General features: G+C 69.9%; 20 protein-coding genes and 2 pseudogenes. 16 read left to right on the forward strand and 6 right to left on the reverse strand.

Features of this window, described 5'->3' with window-relative positions; genetic code table 11:
- The first annotated feature begins 97 nt into the window (after positions 1-97).
- Positions 98-793: a L,D-transpeptidase family protein gene (locus ACFY0T_RS22915; RefSeq protein WP_388873503.1), complete on the forward strand. Its 696-nt coding sequence runs from the start codon at positions 98-100 to the stop codon at positions 791-793.
- A 28-nt stretch (positions 794-821) separates the two neighbouring features.
- Here ACFY0T_RS22915 and ACFY0T_RS22920 read toward each other — a convergent pair.
- Positions 822-1,268 (reverse strand): annotated as a pseudogene (locus ACFY0T_RS22920) (gfo/Idh/MocA family oxidoreductase); the annotation flags it as partial.
- Between the two features lies 1 nt (position 1,269).
- Between ACFY0T_RS22920 and ACFY0T_RS22925 the strand changes: the two are divergent.
- Both ACFY0T_RS22925 and ACFY0T_RS22930 read left to right on the forward strand, forming a co-directional pair.
- Positions 1,270-1,392: pseudogene (locus ACFY0T_RS22925) on the forward strand (MarR family transcriptional regulator); the annotation flags it as partial.
- A gap of 80 nt (positions 1,393-1,472) precedes the next feature.
- Positions 1,473-1,661, forward strand: a complete 189-nt coding sequence (locus ACFY0T_RS22930) for a hypothetical protein (RefSeq protein ID WP_388873505.1) — start codon at positions 1,473-1,475, stop codon at positions 1,659-1,661.
- Positions 1,662-1,742: 81 nt separating this feature from the next.
- On the opposite strand, the gene ACFY0T_RS22935 is transcribed toward ACFY0T_RS22930, so the two are convergent.
- On the reverse strand, positions 1,743-3,128 hold the full coding sequence (locus ACFY0T_RS22935; RefSeq protein ID WP_388873508.1) for a S1 family peptidase: 1,386 nt from the start codon (positions 3,126-3,128) through the stop codon (positions 1,743-1,745).
- A 138-nt stretch (positions 3,129-3,266) separates the two neighbouring features.
- Here ACFY0T_RS22935 and ACFY0T_RS22940 point away from each other — a divergent pair, with 138 nt between their 5' ends.
- Positions 3,267-4,025 (forward strand): type 1 glutamine amidotransferase domain-containing protein, encoded by a 759-nt coding sequence (locus tag ACFY0T_RS22940; RefSeq protein WP_388873511.1) that lies wholly within the window; start codon positions 3,267-3,269, stop codon positions 4,023-4,025.
- Here ACFY0T_RS22940 and ACFY0T_RS22945 read toward each other — a convergent pair.
- Positions 4,022-5,368 (reverse strand): NAD(P)/FAD-dependent oxidoreductase, encoded by a 1,347-nt coding sequence (locus tag ACFY0T_RS22945; protein WP_388873514.1) that lies wholly within the window; start codon positions 5,366-5,368, stop codon positions 4,022-4,024. The two genes, ACFY0T_RS22940 and ACFY0T_RS22945, sit on opposite strands and share 4 nt — an antisense overlap.
- A gap of 243 nt (positions 5,369-5,611) precedes the next feature.
- Here ACFY0T_RS22945 and ACFY0T_RS22950 point away from each other — a divergent pair, with 243 nt between their 5' ends.
- Positions 5,612-6,247, forward strand: coding sequence for an HAD family acid phosphatase (locus tag ACFY0T_RS22950; RefSeq protein WP_388873517.1), 636 nt, complete (start codon positions 5,612-5,614; stop codon positions 6,245-6,247).
- Positions 6,248-6,302: 55 nt separating this feature from the next.
- Positions 6,303-6,689, forward strand: a complete 387-nt coding sequence (locus tag ACFY0T_RS22955) for a PPOX class F420-dependent oxidoreductase (protein ID WP_388873520.1) — start codon at positions 6,303-6,305, stop codon at positions 6,687-6,689.
- A 17-nt stretch (positions 6,690-6,706) separates the two neighbouring features.
- Here the strand turns inward: ACFY0T_RS22955 and ACFY0T_RS22960 are convergent, their stop codons facing one another.
- A complete protein-coding gene (locus tag ACFY0T_RS22960; RefSeq protein WP_388873523.1) occupies positions 6,707-7,387 on the reverse strand; it encodes a hypothetical protein in 681 nt (226 codons plus the stop codon).
- A 318-nt stretch (positions 7,388-7,705) separates the two neighbouring features.
- Here ACFY0T_RS22960 and ACFY0T_RS22965 point away from each other — a divergent pair, with 318 nt between their 5' ends.
- The 9 genes from ACFY0T_RS22965 to ACFY0T_RS23005 all read left to right on the forward strand — a co-directional run bounded on the left by ACFY0T_RS22965 (position 7,706) and on the right by ACFY0T_RS23005 (position 14,386).
- Positions 7,706-8,230 (forward strand): hypothetical protein, encoded by a 525-nt coding sequence (locus ACFY0T_RS22965; RefSeq protein ID WP_388873526.1) that lies wholly within the window; start codon positions 7,706-7,708, stop codon positions 8,228-8,230.
- Positions 8,231-8,399: 169 nt separating this feature from the next.
- Positions 8,400-8,741, forward strand: coding sequence for an ArsR/SmtB family transcription factor (locus ACFY0T_RS22970; protein WP_388873528.1), 342 nt, complete (start codon positions 8,400-8,402; stop codon positions 8,739-8,741).
- Positions 8,738-10,474 (forward strand): SulP family inorganic anion transporter, encoded by a 1,737-nt coding sequence (locus tag ACFY0T_RS22975; RefSeq protein ID WP_388873531.1) that lies wholly within the window; start codon positions 8,738-8,740, stop codon positions 10,472-10,474. Before ACFY0T_RS22970 ends, ACFY0T_RS22975 begins: the two co-directional genes overlap by 4 nt.
- A complete protein-coding gene (locus ACFY0T_RS22980) occupies positions 10,471-10,884 on the forward strand; it encodes a pyridoxamine 5'-phosphate oxidase family protein (RefSeq protein ID WP_388873534.1) in 414 nt (137 codons plus the stop codon). Before ACFY0T_RS22975 ends, ACFY0T_RS22980 begins: the two co-directional genes overlap by 4 nt.
- Complete coding sequence (locus ACFY0T_RS22985) at positions 10,881-11,306, forward strand: ATP-binding protein (RefSeq protein WP_388873537.1); 426 nt, start codon at positions 10,881-10,883, stop codon at positions 11,304-11,306. Before ACFY0T_RS22980 ends, ACFY0T_RS22985 begins: the two co-directional genes overlap by 4 nt.
- Before the next feature lie 30 nt (positions 11,307-11,336).
- A complete protein-coding gene (locus ACFY0T_RS22990) occupies positions 11,337-11,735 on the forward strand; it encodes an anti-sigma factor antagonist (RefSeq protein WP_388873540.1) in 399 nt (132 codons plus the stop codon).
- A 146-nt stretch (positions 11,736-11,881) separates the two neighbouring features.
- A complete protein-coding gene (locus tag ACFY0T_RS22995; RefSeq protein ID WP_388873542.1) occupies positions 11,882-12,232 on the forward strand; it encodes an ArsR/SmtB family transcription factor in 351 nt (116 codons plus the stop codon).
- 325 nt (positions 12,233-12,557) lie between these two features.
- The gene (locus ACFY0T_RS23000) at positions 12,558-13,547 is read left to right on the forward strand and encodes a polysaccharide lyase family 1 protein (protein ID WP_388873545.1); all 990 of its coding nucleotides are present in this window, start codon (positions 12,558-12,560) and stop codon (positions 13,545-13,547) included.
- Between the two features lie 32 nt (positions 13,548-13,579).
- Positions 13,580-14,386: a pectate lyase gene (locus ACFY0T_RS23005; protein ID WP_388873548.1), complete on the forward strand. Its 807-nt coding sequence runs from the start codon at positions 13,580-13,582 to the stop codon at positions 14,384-14,386.
- Positions 14,387-14,612: 226 nt separating this feature from the next.
- Here ACFY0T_RS23005 and ACFY0T_RS23010 read toward each other — a convergent pair whose 3' ends face one another.
- The gene (locus ACFY0T_RS23010) at positions 14,613-15,029 is read right to left on the reverse strand and encodes a Zn-ribbon domain-containing OB-fold protein (protein ID WP_388873550.1); all 417 of its coding nucleotides are present in this window, start codon (positions 15,027-15,029) and stop codon (positions 14,613-14,615) included.
- A gap of 130 nt (positions 15,030-15,159) precedes the next feature.
- Positions 15,160-15,828, reverse strand: a complete 669-nt coding sequence (locus ACFY0T_RS23015) for a TetR family transcriptional regulator (RefSeq protein ID WP_388874339.1) — start codon at positions 15,826-15,828, stop codon at positions 15,160-15,162.
- Positions 15,829-16,219: 391 nt separating this feature from the next.
- Here ACFY0T_RS23015 and ACFY0T_RS23020 point away from each other — a divergent pair, with 391 nt between their 5' ends.
- Positions 16,220-17,149, forward strand: a complete 930-nt coding sequence (locus ACFY0T_RS23020; protein WP_388873553.1) for an LAETG motif-containing sortase-dependent surface protein — start codon at positions 16,220-16,222, stop codon at positions 17,147-17,149.
- Positions 17,150-17,170 lie beyond the last annotated feature (21 nt).

Consider the following 17,170-nt stretch of genomic DNA (forward strand, 5'->3'; position numbering starts at 1 on the left):
CTGTTTCGTTCCAGCCTGATCCGCCTTACAACGCATACCCCCCGATACGGGTCTAGCAGGCAGGCAACTCAAGGAAGCACGAAAGGGAAGGCCCGCCATGGGGGACATACGCAGACGAGGAGCCGTCGCGCTCGGGATCACCGGACTGGTCGCACCGCTGACCCTCGCGCTCGGCGCGACGCCCGCGCAGGCCGCGAGCTGCACGACACAGACCGGCCCGTACCAGAAGCAGGTGGAGAAGTTCCTGGGCCGGCCGGTCGACGGCCGGCAGTCCGCCGCCGACTGCACGGCGATCCAGGCCTTCCAGACCAAGCACGGCATCACCCCGAACATCGGGTACGCGGGACCCGTCACCTGGGGCGTGATGGACCTCATGAACAAGCAGAAGGCCGTCGGCAGCAACCCCAACAGGGACGGCACGTGCCCGGTCAACAAGGGCCGTATCGCCTGCGTCAACCTGACGCTCCAGCTCAGCTGGATCCAGGACGGCAGCCGGCTCGTCTACGGTCCGGTGCCGGTCCGCACCGGCCGGGACGGATACGAGACCCGCACCGGACTGAAGAAGATCTACTGGCGGGACATCGACCACGTCTCGACCATCTACAACGTGCCGATGCCCTACAGCCAGTTCTTCGACGGCGGCCAGGCCTTCCACTCGGTCGGCGTCAGCATGTGGAACCCGCCCGGCTCGCACGGCTGCGTCAACATGACCACGGCCACCGCCCAGAAGTACTGGTCGCTGCTGAAGACCGGCGACGACGTCTTCGTGTACGGCCGCAAGCCGGGCACCTGACGGGGCCCGGCTCACCGACGACCGACGGTCACGCCTCGGGCGCGTCCCCGAAGTCCGGGATCTCCAGCCTGACCCCGCCCTGCCGCGCCGACTCGTGCGCGACGATGCCCGGCAGGGTGTAGCGGGCCGCGACCCACGCGTTGACCGTCGGAAGCGTCCGGGTGTTGACCGCGGTCACGAAGTCGTCCACCAGGAAGTGGTGGCTGCCCTCGTGCCCGTTGTGGAGGTGGTCGAACTCCCGGGGGAGCCGCGACCGGTCGTGCACCGGCGCCGAACCCGAGGTGAACGCGGCCCGAAGTGCGGGCGCGATGTGTTGAAGTGACGGATCGTCAGGAGCGAGCGTCGGCTTGGGCTCCAGCAGCTCCGTGATGTCCTTCACTCCCTTCTTGTCCTGCCAGAAGCTCACCGTCGCGAGCTGCTCCATGCTGGCGTCCGTGCCGAAAAGCCGGAAACGCGACTCCCGGATATGCGAGGGACACCGCCACCCGATGGCGGACCCGGTAAACCTGGAGACGAAGGTGTCCGACTTCCATGACTGGGCGCGCGGGGCCGCGGTGTTGGCGATCCAGGTCCTGGTGCTGGGGTCCGTGGACGGGTGATCCGCGCGCGTGATGAGCTTCACGGTCCGTAATGTCGTCCGCTGTACCTTTACTCACATCGTCTTCACGTCAAGGCCCGTATGCTTCACACCATGTCCACCACTCCTGAAGCCGACTCTGAGCGCTCAGCCGCCGAGGTCAACGAGGAGATCCGGGCCCTCTGGTTCCGGGCGGGCGGGACGCTGAGCATGGAGGAGCGGCGGGAGTACCAGCGGCTCGTCCTGGAATGGGCCGCGGCCTCCCCGCAGTCGCCCACTCAGGCGGCGTGACCAGCCGGTCCCAGCCCCGCATCAGGGTCTCGGCCCCACCTGCGTGAGCGGCCGAGACCCCACTCTCCGAGAACCGAATCCCTAGCCCCAACTCTGCGAATACTGCCGACGGTAGGCCTTGCGGTCCTGCTCCGTACGGATGTACCGCGTCGCCACCAGCGCGATGAGACTTCCCGCGATGACCAGCAGGCCCGGGCCGATGTTCCTCGGGTTCGTGAGCCGGGAGACGAGCGTCTCGGCATTGCCCGTGGTCCCCACCGGCTCGACCGCGCCCGGCGCGGCGGAGCCCGGCGCGACCGCCGCACCCTGCGAGGCCGCCGCCGAAGGCGCGGGAGAGGCCTGGGCCGCTCCACCGGCGGAGGCCTGGGGCTGTCCCGCGAGCTGCACACCCAGCGCCGTCAGCGCCTTGGTGACCGGCTGGAAGAACGTCGTACCGCCCGTGGTGCAGTCCCCGTTGCCGCCCGAGGTCACCCCGAGCGCGATGCCCTCGGAGAACAACGGGCCGCCGCTGTCACCCGGTTCGGCGCACACGGTGGTCTCGATGAGCCCGGTGACCGTGCCCTCCGGGTAGTTGACCGTCGCGTTGAGCGCGGTCACCTTGCCGTCGTGCAGCCCGCTGGTGCTGCCGCTGCGGAAGACCCGCTGGCCCACCGTCGCATCGCCGGCGCCCGTGATCCGTACGCCGTTGCCGCCGCCGATCGCCACGACATTGGCACCCACCGTGGTCTGCTTCCCGTTGTCGTACTGCACGAGCGAGAAGTCGCTTCCCGGGAACGCCGTGGTGATCGTCCGGCCCACCTGCTGTGATCCCGAGTTGTCGGCGAACCAGACGGACCCGGCGGGCCCGCAGTGCCCGGCCGTGAGGATGAACTCGCTCTGCCCGTTGGTCACATTGAATCCCGCCGAACAGCGCCCACCGGTCGAGAAGATCGGCTGCGCGCCGTTCAGCCGCGTGGTGAACGTGCCCTGGGTGCGCTGCATGCGCACGGAGTCACCGATGCCGTCGGCCAGCTTCGTCATACGCGACCAGTCGGAGGCGGAGACCGTGCTGTCGGCCCGCACCACCACCTCGTTCTTCGTGTAGTCCACGGCCCAGGCCGTGCCCGCCACCCGGGGTGCCGAACTCAGGCTCTCGGTCGCGGACTTGAGGTCCCGCATGCTGTGGCGGACGACCTTCGGGCGGGCGCCCGCCTCCTTCACCTCGGCCGCCGTGGCCGAGTCGGTCACCGCGACGACGGGACGCCCGTCGTCGGCGATCCAACTGCCGGCGGTACGCGAGGTGCCCAGGCGCGACACCAGCTCGGCCCCCGTTGCGGCGGCGTCCTGCGCGGAGCTTCCCGTGGCACGCGACGTGTCGGACGGTTCGCTCGCCATCGCGTGCGTCACCATCAGCCCTCCGCAGAGCAGTCCGCCGACGGCCGCGAGCCGCGCCCCCCGTCGGACGATCCGTCGTCGTGCGTGCCTCATCCATGGGCTCCCGAAGCCGAACGGCACGGCGTCACCGCCGCCGAGGGCTCCGGTCGAGAGCCCTCCCCTCATACGTGCGCCCACGCCCGCGCGTTCACCGCCGGGCTCCTTGGATGACCGCCCTGCCATGATGGGCGCATGCGCGTGCTGATTCCGGTCCCCGACCGCGACTTCGATGTCACCGAAGTGGCCGTGCCCTGGCGGATGTTGACGGAGGCGGGGCACGAGGTCGTCTTCGCGACGGAGCGGGCGGGCACCCGGCCCGCCGCGGATCCGAAGCTGCTGACGGGTGTGCTCTTCGGACAGCTCGGTGCCGAGCCGGAACCCCGGCGGTTCTACCAGGAGCTCACCGAGGCGCCGGAGTTCCGCGCCACCGTCTCCTGGGCTGACATGGAGGTCGAGGAGTTCGACGGGCTGCTCCTGCCGGGCGGACACGCGCCCGGCATGCGCCAATACCTCGGCTCATCCGCGTTGCAGCAGCGGATCGCCCGCTTCTGGGCCCTTGAGCGGCCCGTGGGCGCGATCTGCCACGGCGTCCTCGTCCTCGCGCGCGCCCGGGACACCGAGACGGGCCGCAGCGTCCTGGCCGACCGGCGTACGACCTGCCTGCCCAAGTACATGGAACGCACGGCCTACTTCACCACCGCCTGGCGCCTCGGCCGCTACTACCGCACCTACCCCGCCTACGTCGAGGACGAAGTCAGGGCGGCCCTCGCCGACCCCGGCACGCAGTTCGAACGAGGGCCTCGCACGCTCACCCGGCGCGGCACCGCCACCGACGACACGCACGCGTTCGTCGTGCAGGACGGCCACTACCTCTCGGCCCGCTGGCCCGGAGACGCCTACCTCTTCGGCCGCCGCTACCTCGCCCTGCTGCGGAGCACCGCCGGGCGTTAACCGCGCGTGCGGGCGGCCACCTCCTCGGGAGTCAGATAGACGTCGGTGTGCTCGAAGTCCCGCAGCGTTCCCTTCCGGCCGGCGAGGAAGCCCGTGCGGACGAAGTCGTCGCCCGCGACCGCGTTGAGGAACCAGTTGGCGCTGGTACGGAACCGGGCCGCGCCCGTGCGCAGCGCGTACAGGTGGTAGCCGCGGGCCACGACCTGCGCGGGCAGGCCCTTGAGGCCGATGCCGAGCGGCTTGGACACCGCGTCGAAGCCGCCGAGGTCCACGACGAGACCGAGGTCCTTGTGCCTGTACGGCGTCGTGGGCTGCCCGCGCAGCAGCGCCACCAGGTTCTTCGCCGCGTGCCGGCCCTGCCGGGCGGCGTGCTGGGCGGTCGGCGGGCAGTACGAGCCGTCGTCCTTGGCCAGGTCGGGCACGGCCGCCGCGTCGCCCAGCGCGAACACCCCGTCCAGGCCCGGCACTTTGAAGTCGGGTTCGGTGACGATCCGGCCGCGCGCGGTCTCCGCGCCCAGCGAGTCGACGAGCGGGCTCGCCGCGACACCGGCCGTCCACACCAGCGTCCGCGAGGGCAGTACCCGGCCGTCGGTGAGAGTGACCTTGTCCTCGGTGACGGAGGCGACGGAGGTCTTCAGGGAGATCCGCACCCCGCGTTCGCTCAGCATGCGCAGCGCGCTCGCCCCCAGCTTGTCGCCGAGCTCCGGCAGCAGCTTGGGGGCGACGTCGATCAGATGCCACTTGATGAGGCCGGGGTCGATCCGCGGGTGGTAGCGCTTCGCCGCCGCGGTGGTCAGGCGCTGCAGACACGCCGCGGTCTCGGTGCCCGCGTAACCGCCGCCGACCACCACGAACTGCAGCCGCGCCGCCCGCTCGTCCTCGTCCGACGTGGCCGCCGCCAGATCGAGCTGGGCTATCACATGGTCACGCAGATACACGGCCTGGGCGAGCGTCTTCATACCGCGCGCCTCGTCCAGCAGGCCGGGGATGTCGAAGGTGCGGGTCACGCTCCCCGGGGTGAGGAGCACATAGTCGTACGACAGGTCGACGAGTTCCCCGGTGATCTTGCGGACGACGCACACCTTGGCCCCCGGGTCCACGCCGACCACCGAACCGGGCACCTGCGTGGTGCGGCGCAGGATCCGGCGCAGCGAGGGCGCGACGGACTGCGGGGTGATGACGCCGGCGGCTACATGCGGCAGCAGTGGCAGATAGAGCTGGTAGTCGGTCGGGCTGACCAGAGTGATCCGGGCGTCGGTGGGAGCGAGCGCCCGCTCGAGCCCCCGCGCGGCCTCGACCCCGGCGAAACCGGCGCCGACGATGACGATGTTCGGTGCGTCCATCCGAGCAGCCTCTTTCCTTGACTCGATCCTTGAGCCGACACCGCGGCCCCGCCGACCGCGAGCCCAGGCTCACACGGGACCCGCGCGCCTGCCACCCCACGACAGGGGCGGCGAGCACCGCCGCGAGATTCTCTACCGGGCAGTAACTTTTCCTTCCCCTTCCGTACACGCTTAGGCGTGATCATGTCTGGCGCGGCGAGTGTCGAGGCACCCTCGCCGCTTCGACGTGAGAAGGGGACGGGCATGACAGGACGCGGTGTGGGGCGCAGGATAGGCGCGGTCTCGGCGGTCGTGGCGCTGGGGATCGGCGGGACGGTCACCGCGGCCGGTACCGCCGCCGCGGCCCCGGTCCAGGCGGCGGCGAGCACAACGGCGGCGGCCGACGTCGACTACGCCACCTGGCAGCGTGACGTCCAGGCCGTCATCGACCAGGCGATGCCGTACGTCGAGGAGCGCACCGCGCACGCCGACGGGCAGAAGCTCGCCCTCGTCTTCGACATCGACAACACCACGCTGGAGACGGACTTCCACCCCTGGTACGAGCTCCCCACCCCGGCGGTCAAGGCCTCCCTGGAGCTCGCCCGCTACGCCCACTCCCGCGGCGTCGCCATCTTCTTCGTCACCGCACGCCCCGGCATCATCGCCAGTGAGACGAAGTGGAACCTGAAGAGCGTCGGCTACCCGGTCTCCGGCCTCTACGTGCGTGATCTGCCGGACCTCTTCGACGAGGTCAGCGCCTACAAGACCAGCAAGCGGGCCGAGATCGAGTCCCTGGGCTACACGATCATCGCCAACGTCGGCAACAACACCTCCGACCTCGTCGGGGGCCACGCCGAGCGCACCTACAAGCTGCCTGACTACGACGGCCAGTTGTCCTGAACCGGGCCGCTCGGGCGCCCTGGGGTTCCCGGACCGGGCCGCTTAGACTTCCGCCATGGACGAGGCCTCGCTGGACACGCTCGGTTCGGGCAAGTACCTGCTGATCACCAGCTATCGCAAGAACGGTACGGGCGTCGCGACGCCGGTGTGGGTGGTGCGGGACGGCGCGGCGCTCGGCGCCTGGACCCCCGCGGACAGCTGGAAGGTGAAGCGGATCCGCAACCGTGCCGACGTCCTGGTCGGCCCCTGCGACGCGCGGGGCAGGCCGACCGGCGACCAGATCCCCGCCACGGCCGAGATCCTCGACCCGGCGGGGACCGCCGACTACCGGCAGCTCATCGCCCGTAAGTACGGCCTGATCGGCCGCCTCACGCTCTTCGGCAGCCGTCTGCGCCGGGGCGAGCGCGGCACGGTGGGGATCCGCATCACGCCGACCCCCTGACGTGCCGCGCACCGCTCCTAGGCGTAGAACGGCCCCGGAGTGCTCCAGGTTGTCGTACCGAAGACGTTCGCGTCATCGATGCTGATGTTGACGTTGGTGACCTTGAGGCCGTACTGGGTCGGGGTCATGCCGTCGGGGCAATTCACCTGTGCGGCAGGGAAGTTGAGGAAGAAGGGCGGGCCGAAGTCCCGGTCGGGATAGCGTGAGAACTGGCCGAGGAGCCAGTTGCTGTCCGGCTCGTAGTACACCCCCGAGAGCGGAGTCTGCTCGGTGCGTACGATGAAGCTCGTGCTGTGGTCGAAGGTGCCGTCGGACCGCAGGCAGCCGAAGGTGCGCGCGGTGTCCGCGTACGCCCTGAAGTAGCCCCCGGTACTGCTGAGTCCGGCCAGATAGCCGGGCTGGTTGCGCACGTTGTGCAGGGTGACGCCCAGCTTGAAGCCGCCGCAGCCGGGTGTCGGGTCGAAGTCGTGGTAGATGAGCTGGCACTTACGGTCGCCGAAGGCGGCGTTCGGGTCGGGATTGTAGGGCTGTGGCACCACAGCGCCGTAGAACTTCACGGTCGCCGAGATGCCTCCCTCGGTGGGCGCCGGGATCTCGACGCTGGTCGTGGCCTGGGCGGCGCCCGGCCCGGCCAGCACGAGAACGGCCCCCGCGAGTAACGCGAAGGCCAGGCGGCCCAGCACTCTGGGCGCACGCATTTTCCCCATGAGAAATTTCCCCCCTGGTGCACGTGGTGCACACGCATGAACAGTGGCAGGTGCACGCTAACGCCCCACTGATCCCCGCATCCGGCAAACGCCCCGGCGCTCACAAACGGAACGCGGGCCGAGTCCGGCGAAGGCCTCAACAACCAAGCCCAGGCCATGACTTCACATACGGGAGTCAGGGCATGGACAAATCTTCGACCAAGCGTCTCCCGGTCGAGTCAAAGGCTCTACCCGCATAGAAAGGCCCGATGCTGTCATGCGCACGACCGCCCGGAATCCTGCCGGGCACCACATCGGGAGACCCCCACGATGTCCCGCATATCCCGTCCCCTCGTCACCAGTCTGTCCGCGCTGGCCCTCGCCGCCGCCGGGCTCACCGTCACCGCCGGCACCGCGCACGCCGCCACCTGCAGCCAGGACTACCTGCCCCTGCCCGACCCCAGCTGCCAGCCGGGCGACCTCAACCCGGACGTCACCCAGGGCACCATCGACTCCACGATCTGTGTCTCCGGCTGGACCGCGACCGTCCGGCCCTCCAGCTCGTACACCACCGCTCTGAAGAAGAAGCAGATCGTCGAGTACGGCTACACCGACACCTCGACCTCCGACTACGAGGAGGACCACTTCGTCCCCCTCGAACTCGGCGGCTCCCCCAAGAGTGAGCTCAACCTCTGGCCCGAGCCGGAGTACGGCGACACGACCGCCGCCAACAAGGACACGGTCGAGAACAAGCTCAAGAAGGCCGTCTGCGCCGGCACCGTCACCCTCACCGACGCCCAGGACGCCATCATGACCGACTGGACGACCGCCCTCTCCAGCCTCGGTCTCGGCTGACCCACCGCGATCGGGCCCGACCCCATCCGTGGGTCGGGCCCGATGGCATGCCTTCCCGAGGAAGGCGGCCTTCAGGGCCAGGCCCTCGAACAAGAATTGCTAAATTTCGCAATTGATTAGATGCTGTGTCGACCACATGCGCAGATAGTCCGAGGGAAGGAGAGGGGTCGTGTCGGTTCCGCTGTACCAGGCCAAGGCCGAGTTCTTCCGGATGCTGGGGCATCCCGTACGCATACGGGTCCTGGAGCTCCTGCAGGACAGGCCCATGCCGGTACGGGAACTGCTGGCCGCGATCGAAGTCGAGCCGTCCGGCCTGTCGCAACAACTGGCCGTGCTGCGCCGCTCCGGCATCGTCACCTCACAGCGCGATGGCTCCACGGTGGTCTACGAACTGGCCGGCGGCGACGTCGCCGACCTCATGCGGGCGGCCCGGCGGATCCTGACCGAGATGCTCTCCGGCCGCAATGAGCTGCTGGCCGAGCTGCGAGAAGCCGAGGTCACCGCGCGATGACCCAGGCGTTCGACCGGGCCTGGACCCGGATCACCGCACTGCTGCCTGCCCGCGCCGACCTGGCGGAGATGGGGCGCGCCCCGCGACGGGATCTGCTCGCCGGGCTCACCGTGGCCATCGTCGCGCTGCCCCTCGCCCTGGGGTTCGGGGTCTCCTCCGGTCTCGGCGCGGAGGCGGGCCTGGCGACCGCGGTCGTGGCCGGCGCGCTCGCCGCAGTCTTCGGCGGATCGAACCTGCAGGTGTCCGGGCCGACCGGTGCGATGACCGTGGTGCTGGTGCCGATCGTGGCCGAACACGGGACGTCGGGTGTGCTGACCGTCGGGCTGATGGCGGGCCTGATGCTGGTCGCCTTGGCGGCGCTCAGGGCCGGCACGTACATGCAGTACGTGCCTGCCCCGGTCGTCGAGGGCTTCACGCTCGGCATCGCCTGCGTGATCGGGCTGCAGCAGGTGCCGAACGCGCTGGGCGTGGCGAAGCCCGAGGGCGACCGTGTGCTGGTGGTCACCTGGCGCGCCGTCGAGGAGTTCGCCCGGCATCCGAACTGGACGGCCGTGGGCCTCGCGGCCGCCGTGGCCGTCGTCATGCTGGTCGGCGCCCGCCGGCGGCCCGCCCTTCCCTTCTCCATCATCGCGGTCGTCGCCGCCACGATCGTCGCCCAGGTCGCCGGGCTCGACTCGGCCGTACCGATCGGCGCACTGCCGTCCGGACTGCCCGCTCCCTCGTTCGGCTTCCTCGACATGAGCGTGCTCGGCTCGCTGCTCGCCCCCGCCGTGGCGGTCGCCGCCCTCGCCGCCCTGGAGTCCCTGCTCTCGGCCTCCGTCGCGGACGGGATGACGGTCGGTCAGAAGCACGATCCTGACAGGGAGTTGTTCGGACAAGGCTTGGCCAACATCGCCGCACCGCTGTTCGGCGGAGTGCCCGCGACGGGGGCGATCGCGCGCACCGCGGTCAACGTCCGTACGGGCGCGGGCTCCCGGCTCGCCGCCCTCACGCACGCCGCGATCCTCGCGGTGATCGTCTTCGCCGCCGCCCCGCTGGTCTCCAGGATCCCGCTCGCAGCCCTCGCGGGCGTCCTGCTGGCCACGGCGATCCGGATGGTGGAGGTCGGCTCGCTCCGGGCCATGGCGAGGGCCACCCGCTCCGACGCGCTGATCCTCGTCCTCACCGCCGTCGCCACGCTCGCCCTCGACCTCGTCTACGCCGTGATCATCGGCCTGGTCGTGGCGGGTGCCCTGGCCCTGCGCGCGGTCGCCAAGCAGGCCAGCCTCGACCAGGTGCCGCTCCGCCGAGGCGACCACAGCGCCGAGGAACACGAGCTGCTGGCCGAGCACATCGTGGCCTACCGCATCGACGGCCCGCTGTTCTTCGCCGCCGCGCACCGCTTCCTGCTGGAGCTCACCGACGTCGCCGACGTCCGTGTCGTCATCCTGCGCATGTCCCGGGTGAGCACCATGGACGCCACCGGGGCCCTGGTCCTCAAGGACGCGGTGCAGAAGCTGCAGCGGCGCGGCATCGCCGTGATGACCTCCGGCATACGCCCGGGCCAGCGCCAGGTCCTCGACTCCGTCGGCGCCCTCGACCTGCTGCGCCGGGAGGGCCGCGAGTACGCCACCACCCCCGAGGCGATCCAGGGCGCCCGCGACCACCTGGAGCTGGCCGGTCTGCTGCCCGTCGTTCCCACCCCGAAGGCCCACCCGGACACCCCGGCCGCGAGCGAGGAAAGAGCCCGATGAGCACCACCCCCGCGACTGTGCGCATGGTCGAGGTCTCCGGAGCGGAGGCGTTGTGGCTGCTGGAGGGTGCCGCGCTGGGGCGGTTGGTGTACACGCAGCGGGACTTGACCGTCGTACGTCCGGCCCGGCACGTGTGGGAGTTCGGGCGCCTGGTCGTGCGCACCCCGGTTCAGGCGGCCGCGGTCCCGCTGACGGCGACGTACCACGTGGAGGAGATCCACCCGCGCAGCGGCACCGGTTGGAGCGTCACGGCCACGGGTCCCGCCGAAGTGATCACCGATCGCGACGAGGCGGCGCACTACCGCCGCACTCTGTCCGGTTGGGCCCACGGCCCGCACGACTCCGTCCTTCGCATCCATCCCCAGTCCCTCGCGGGATTCCGCCTCGGCGACGGTTCGGAGCACCGATGAGTACGCGGCTGGAAGCCCTGCCCTACCGGCACGTCCTCACGCTGCCCGCCATACCGTCTGCCGTCCGTACGGCCCGTGAGACCGCCGAAGAAGCCCTGATGGAGTGGGGGATCAGCCGCCGTCACCCCGCCGTCGACCCGGCCCTGCTGATCCTCGGCGAACTGGTCACCAACAGCGTCCGGCACGCCGCCGAGGTCTCGCCGCAGCTCACCGTCGTCTACGCGGCGGGCCGGGACTGTCTGGCGTTCGCCGTCCACGACCGTCACCCCTACCGGCCGACGCTGGACGCGGCGGCCACCGCTGCCGGGGCCGGCGGCCTCGCGACGGTCATGGAACTCACGCTCGGTCTCGGCGGCAGCGCGGTGGTACGCGGCGACGCCGACGGCAACGGCAAGAGCATCTGGATCACGCTGCCCCTGTGAAGGGGCGGCCCGCGCAAGGAAGTTCACGACATGACCATTGAGTGGCGCTACACCGCACACCAGGATCTGGGCGTCCTCTCCGTCGCCGGATACCTCGGCCGTGACGCCGCGCGCCGGTTCACCGGCGCCGTCGGCTGGGTGCTCGCCCGGGGCACCGGACCCGTCCTCGTCGATCTGACCGAGCTGCGCGGCTGGTCCACCGAGGGACAGTTCGCCATCAGCGAGGCGGCCCGGCTGCTGGCGGAGCACGGACGCGTCCTCGAACTGGCCGCGATCCCCGCCGACGGCTCCCTGGTCCCGGAGGCCTCGTGTCCGCCCGTCACGGTGCACCTCGATCTGGCCGCCGGGCTCGCGGCTCATCACGCCGAGCACGGGCACGATGACGGTGAGGACCGTCAGGAGTGGCGCACCAGCGGCTGGCCCGCCTGACAGCGGGTGCGGCCGGCGGACGCGAGTTGGGTCCTGCCGGTCGGGCAGGCGAGGATGGTCCGCATGGGTGTCACGAGTGGGCGGGTGCGATGCGCCGGGGAGCGGCCGATACGGCCGTGCCGGTGCGTCGGAGAGGAGGGGGCAGCATGAGCACGCCGCTGTACCAACTGAAGGCCGAGTTCTTCAAGACGCTCGGCCACCCGGCCCGCATCCGTGTCCTCGAGCTGCTCAGCGAGCGGGAGTACGCGGTGGCGGAGATGCTTCCCGAGGTGGGGATCGAGCCGGCGCACCTGTCCCAGCAGTTGGCCGTGCTGCGCCGGGCGAACCTGGTCGTGACCCGCAAGGAGGGCTCGACCGTGTACTACTCGCTGACCAGCCCGCACGTCGCGGAGCTGCTCAGGATCGCGCGGACCATCCTCTCCGGAGTCCTGGCGGGGCAGGCCGAACTGCTCGCCGACCTGAGGGCCGCACAGGGGAAGGCGAAGCCGACCGCGTAACCCTGTCATCTAACGCGTTTGTCAGCGTGTCACCGCGTTCCATCGTGGCGCGGGCGCCCGCGTGGTGCGGGAGTTGGCCGGATGTGTTCTGCGCGAAGCGTTGACTAGAAAGCGCTTACCCCTTACGTTTCCCGTTCAGCAGCGTGACTCGCGTGTGACATCTCGTATACGAGACACCGGATCTCCGAGCCGCACCACCTGGGCAAGTAATCGCCACAGGGTCCCACGAGTCCCGTACGAGTGTTGCCGCACGCCACGCGATGTTCACCAAGCAGTACATCGTTCGCATACATGGCCCACGGACGTTCCGAAGGGACACACCCGCATGCGTACTCTCCCCCCACACGCCCCACGAACGCGCTCCCGCCGACTCGCCCTGACGGCGGCAGCGGCAACCGCCCTGGCCGTCACCACGGCTCTCGTCCTGCCGCAGTCCGCGGGAGCCGCCGAGACCTCGCCGGTCGGCTTCGGCGCCGGGACCACCGGCGGCGGCAGCGCGACCGCCGTCACTGTCACCACGCTCGACGCCTTCAAGGCGGCCGTCACCGGTGACGCGGTCAAGGTGGTCAAGGTCAACGGCCTGATCTCGCTGAGCGGTCAGGTCGACATCGGCTCCAACACCACGGTCCTGGGCGTCGGTTCGGCGTCCGGATTCACCGGCGGCGGACTGCGCCTGAAGAAGGTGACCAACGTCGTCGTGCGCAATCTGAACATCAGCAAGCCCGTCGCGCCCGCCGATGGCATCACCGTCCAGGCGTCGACGAAGGTGTGGATCGACCACAACGCTTTCTCGGCGGACCGCGACCACGACAAGGACTACTACGACGGTCTGCTCGACATCAATCACGGCTCGGACTACGTGAGCGTGTCCTGGAACACCTTCAAGGACCACTTCAAGGGCTCGCTCGTCGGCCACAGCGACAACAACGCGAGCGAGGACACCGGGCACCTGCGGGTGACGTACCACCACAACTACTTCAGCAACGTCTACTCGCGCATCCCCAGCCTGCGTTTCGGCACCGGGCACTTCTACGACAACTACGTCGTCGGCGCCGAGACGGCCGTGCATTCCCGGATGGGCGCCCAGATGCTCGTCGAGAACAACGTGTTCCGCTCGACGAAGGTCGCGGTCACCACGAATCGCGACAGCGACGTGGACGGTTACGCCAACCTGCGCGGCAACGATCTCGGCGGGGCCGCCACCGAGGTCTCGCAGGTGGGCACGTTCACCACCCCGCCCTACAGCTACACCGCCGAGCCCGCCTCGTCCGTCGTCGCCTCGGTGACGTCCGGCGCGGGCGCCGGAAAGCTCTGACCACTCCCCACACCGGAAGAAGGCATCGGGACATGACTTCACCAGCACGTCAGCGCGCCCGCCGGCGCGCACTGACCGGAACACTGGCGGCATTCGGCCTCTCGGCTGTCATGATCATGACCGAGGGTGCCCTGTCTCCGGCGAGCGCCGCCACCTGGCCCACCGCGAACGGCAGCCAGGCGGTCACCGCCACCATCCCGGTCTCCGGCACCAAGGACTACGGGATGAAGCGCCTCTACGGCAGCGGCGACCTGGGCACCGGAGGTCAGAACGAGGACCAGGACCCGATCCTGGAACTGGCCCCCGGCGCCGTCCTGAAGAACGTCATCATCGGCTCGCCCGCCGCGGACGGCATCCACTGCCTGGGCAGCTGCACGCTGCAGAACGTCTGGTGGGAGGACGTCGGCGAGGACGCGGCGACGTTCCTCGGCTCCTCGTCGTCCAACGTCTACACCGTCTCCGGCGGTGGCGCGAAGGAAGCCAGCGACAAGGTGTTCCAGTTCAACGGCGCCGGAACGCTGAACGTCTCGAACTTCGCGGTGCAGAATTTCGGCACCTTCGTCCGGTCGTGCGGCAACTGCAAGACGCAGTACAAGCGGACGATCAACCTCAACACCATCGAGGCGACCTACAAGGGAAGCCGGATCGTCGGCATCAACACCAACTACGGCGACAGCGCGACGCTGAAGGCCATCAAGATCGTCGGGGACACCAGCAAGAAGATCATTCCCTGCCAGAAGTACATCGGCAACAACACGGGGGCGGAGCCGACCAAGAACGGCACCGGTCCCGACGGCACGTACTGCAAGTACGCGACGTCCGACATCACCTACGGCTGACGGGCCTTCTCGGCTGACGGTTCTTGTCAGCTGACGGGCCTGCCAGTTGACCGTCCTCTGAGCAGACCGTCCGTCCCGGCGCCTGAACGAACCGGCCCCGCACGCCGGTTCGTTCAGGCGCGCGTCGCTTTCGTGTGGGGGAGCGCCTTACGGGACTTCCCTCGTCGGCGCGGCCAGGTCCTCGTCCGCGAGCGGGCTGCCCCGGCGGCGGGCCGACCGGCGGTCGTCAGCCCCAACTTCCGTAGGGGCCGTCGATGAGCTGGAATACGGGCTGTCGGCGCACCGGGTCCTGGACGGTGGCGAGTTGCACGCGGTCACCGCTGTGGATGGTGGCGGGCGGGCCCATGACCCGGCCCCGGACGGTGAACCCCTCCGCCATCTCGATGAGGGAGACGTTGCGCGCCGCCGGCGTGTTGCGGTGGATCACGGTGGAATGACGGACGATGCCCGTCCCCGCGCTCGCTTCCGTCCGCAGGTCGCTGCCCGCGCAGACCGGGCAGAGGAGGCGGTGGTACATCGCGGTGCCGCACCAGTGGCACCGCTGGAAGAGGAGAGCGTCGGCGGTGTTCTCCGCAGGGGCCGCGTCGAGCACGTCCGGCGCGGCTCCGAGCCCCGGATGAAGGGCGATTCCTGGGTGGTACACGATGTCATCTCCCTGCGCTCGGCCGGAATCTGAAGGTGCCCGGATCGCCGTGCACGACCACAGAGTATGGCACTGAGTGCCACCCGTAAAGGCACTCAGTACCTTCAATTCGGCCGGAGCGGGGTGGCGATCAGTCCCGGCCGAGCGTGGACTCGATCTCCTGGACGACGCGCCATATCGGGGCGCCGCGCCGGGAGATCACGACCACCACGTCCTCCCGCTCCTCGGACGCCGTGTCACCGGGCGCGCTCCCGAAGGTGTCCCGCACATACCCGAGCGCGTGGTCCACCGCGGCGGTCGCGTCCCCCTGCCCGTCCGACCGCAGCCAGGAGCGCAGGCCGTTGTTGTGTGCGGCGACCACGGCCGCGGCGATGACATCGGCCTGCAGCGTGCCGTCGCGCCGGCCGGCGAAGCGCCCGCGCAGATACTCGGCGAGGGCGCGCTCGTAACGCCAGACGACCGACAACTCGTACGCGCGCAGGCCGGGGACCTTCTTGGTGAGGCGGTAGCGCTGGACGGAGAACGTCGGGTTCTCGGCGTACATACGCAGCACGAGCCGGGCGGCGTCGCAGACCCGCTGCACCGGGTCGTCCGCGTCGGCGCCATCGCTCAGGAACGCCGTCATGTCGGCCAGGCAGCGCTCGTGGTCCGGGAAGACCACGTCCTCCTTGGACGGGAAGTAGCGGAAGAACGACCGGCGGCCGACCCCGGCGAGCGCCACGATGTCGTCGACCGTGGTCTGCTCGTAGCCGCGCTCCAGGAAGAGCTGGAAGGCCGCCGCGACCAGGGCGTCCCGCATGGGCGGCTTCACGGTCGTCGCGTCGGCGGGCTCGCGGCGCCGGGGTCCCTCGTTCATGGACGGGAAACTAGCATCGAAGCGAGCGGCATGGCACTCAGTGCTCACCCAAGAGGGAACTGAGTTCCTCGCTCGCTTTCCTTCGCCGGTGTCCGGTCGGCGACTCCGGATTTCCAGATTCCTCATGTGGCTGAAATGTGATCGCCCGTGAAGTCCTTGTGTATTCAACGAGGTTGACAGCCCCTGCGCGGTGATCGACTATGTGGTCGCACCGTGGCCCATGTGACCAATGAGCCCAGTGTTTCTTCGACCATTTCCCCCGGTGCGGCCCCCGGTTGCTTCGTGCAGCCCTGCTGCCGTCGACCGGGTTTCGCATCATCAAGATGGGATCTGCATGTCCATAGCGAGACGTGTCAGCCTTCGCTGCCTGCTGGGGACGGGCGCGGCGGCACTTGCCCTCTCCGCGGCCACGACCACCGCGTCGGCCACCGACAAGCCCGGTGGCGACGGCTGGGACCAGGCCGCCGGCGGTTATGCACCCGGGCAGGGCGCGGGCACGGCGACCGCGACCGATCGCTGTCAGTTCTCCCTGGACGGGACGAACTTCTACGACTCGGTCCGCGTCGACGACGAGAACCTCAAGCCGACCGACGACGGCAAGGTCCACATCAAGGTCCGCACGGCGAGCGACGCCGACACCTGCACCGCCTCGCTGGCCGCGTACCGCACCCACGGCGCCACCTTCAAGACCTCCGGCGTCCAGGTCTTCCACGACTTCGACACGGTCACGGTCAAGCCGGGCGCCACCGACTCCCTCGACATCTCGGTGCCCGACGCCGGCTGCTTCGCGCAGATCGACCTCTACCGTGGCGCCGTCAAGTTCGACGGCAAGTACGACGCCAACGACGGCTTCGAGCACGGTGACCTGCCGGCGGGTCCGGACCACGCGGTCATCAAGGACAAGCTGATCATGGCGTGGAATGGCGGCAAGAAGGACTGCACGACGCAGCCGACCACCCCGGAGACCACGCCGCCCGCCTCGACGCCGCCCGCGGAGACGCCCGGTACCCCGACCGCGTCGACGCCCGCGACTCCGACGACGCCTTCGGCGCCCGAAACGTCCGCGACCCCGTCGGCGTCGGAGTCGACCACGCCGCCGGCTCCCTCGCCGGACGGCGGCGAGTCGACCCCGCCCGGCGACCTCGCGGAGACCGGTGGCGGCAACACCCTGCCGATCGCGGCCGGCGCCGTGGCGGTCCTCGCGGCCGGTGCCGCGATCACCGTCGCCACCCGCCGTCGGCGCATCGCGGGCGGCCGCTCCTGACGCCCGGCGTCATCGTCATCG

Origin of the sequence: Streptomyces sp. NPDC001530 (genome assembly GCF_042894545.1) — a bacterium.
In the GTDB taxonomy this organism is placed as follows: domain Bacteria; phylum Actinomycetota; class Actinomycetes; order Streptomycetales; family Streptomycetaceae; genus Streptomyces.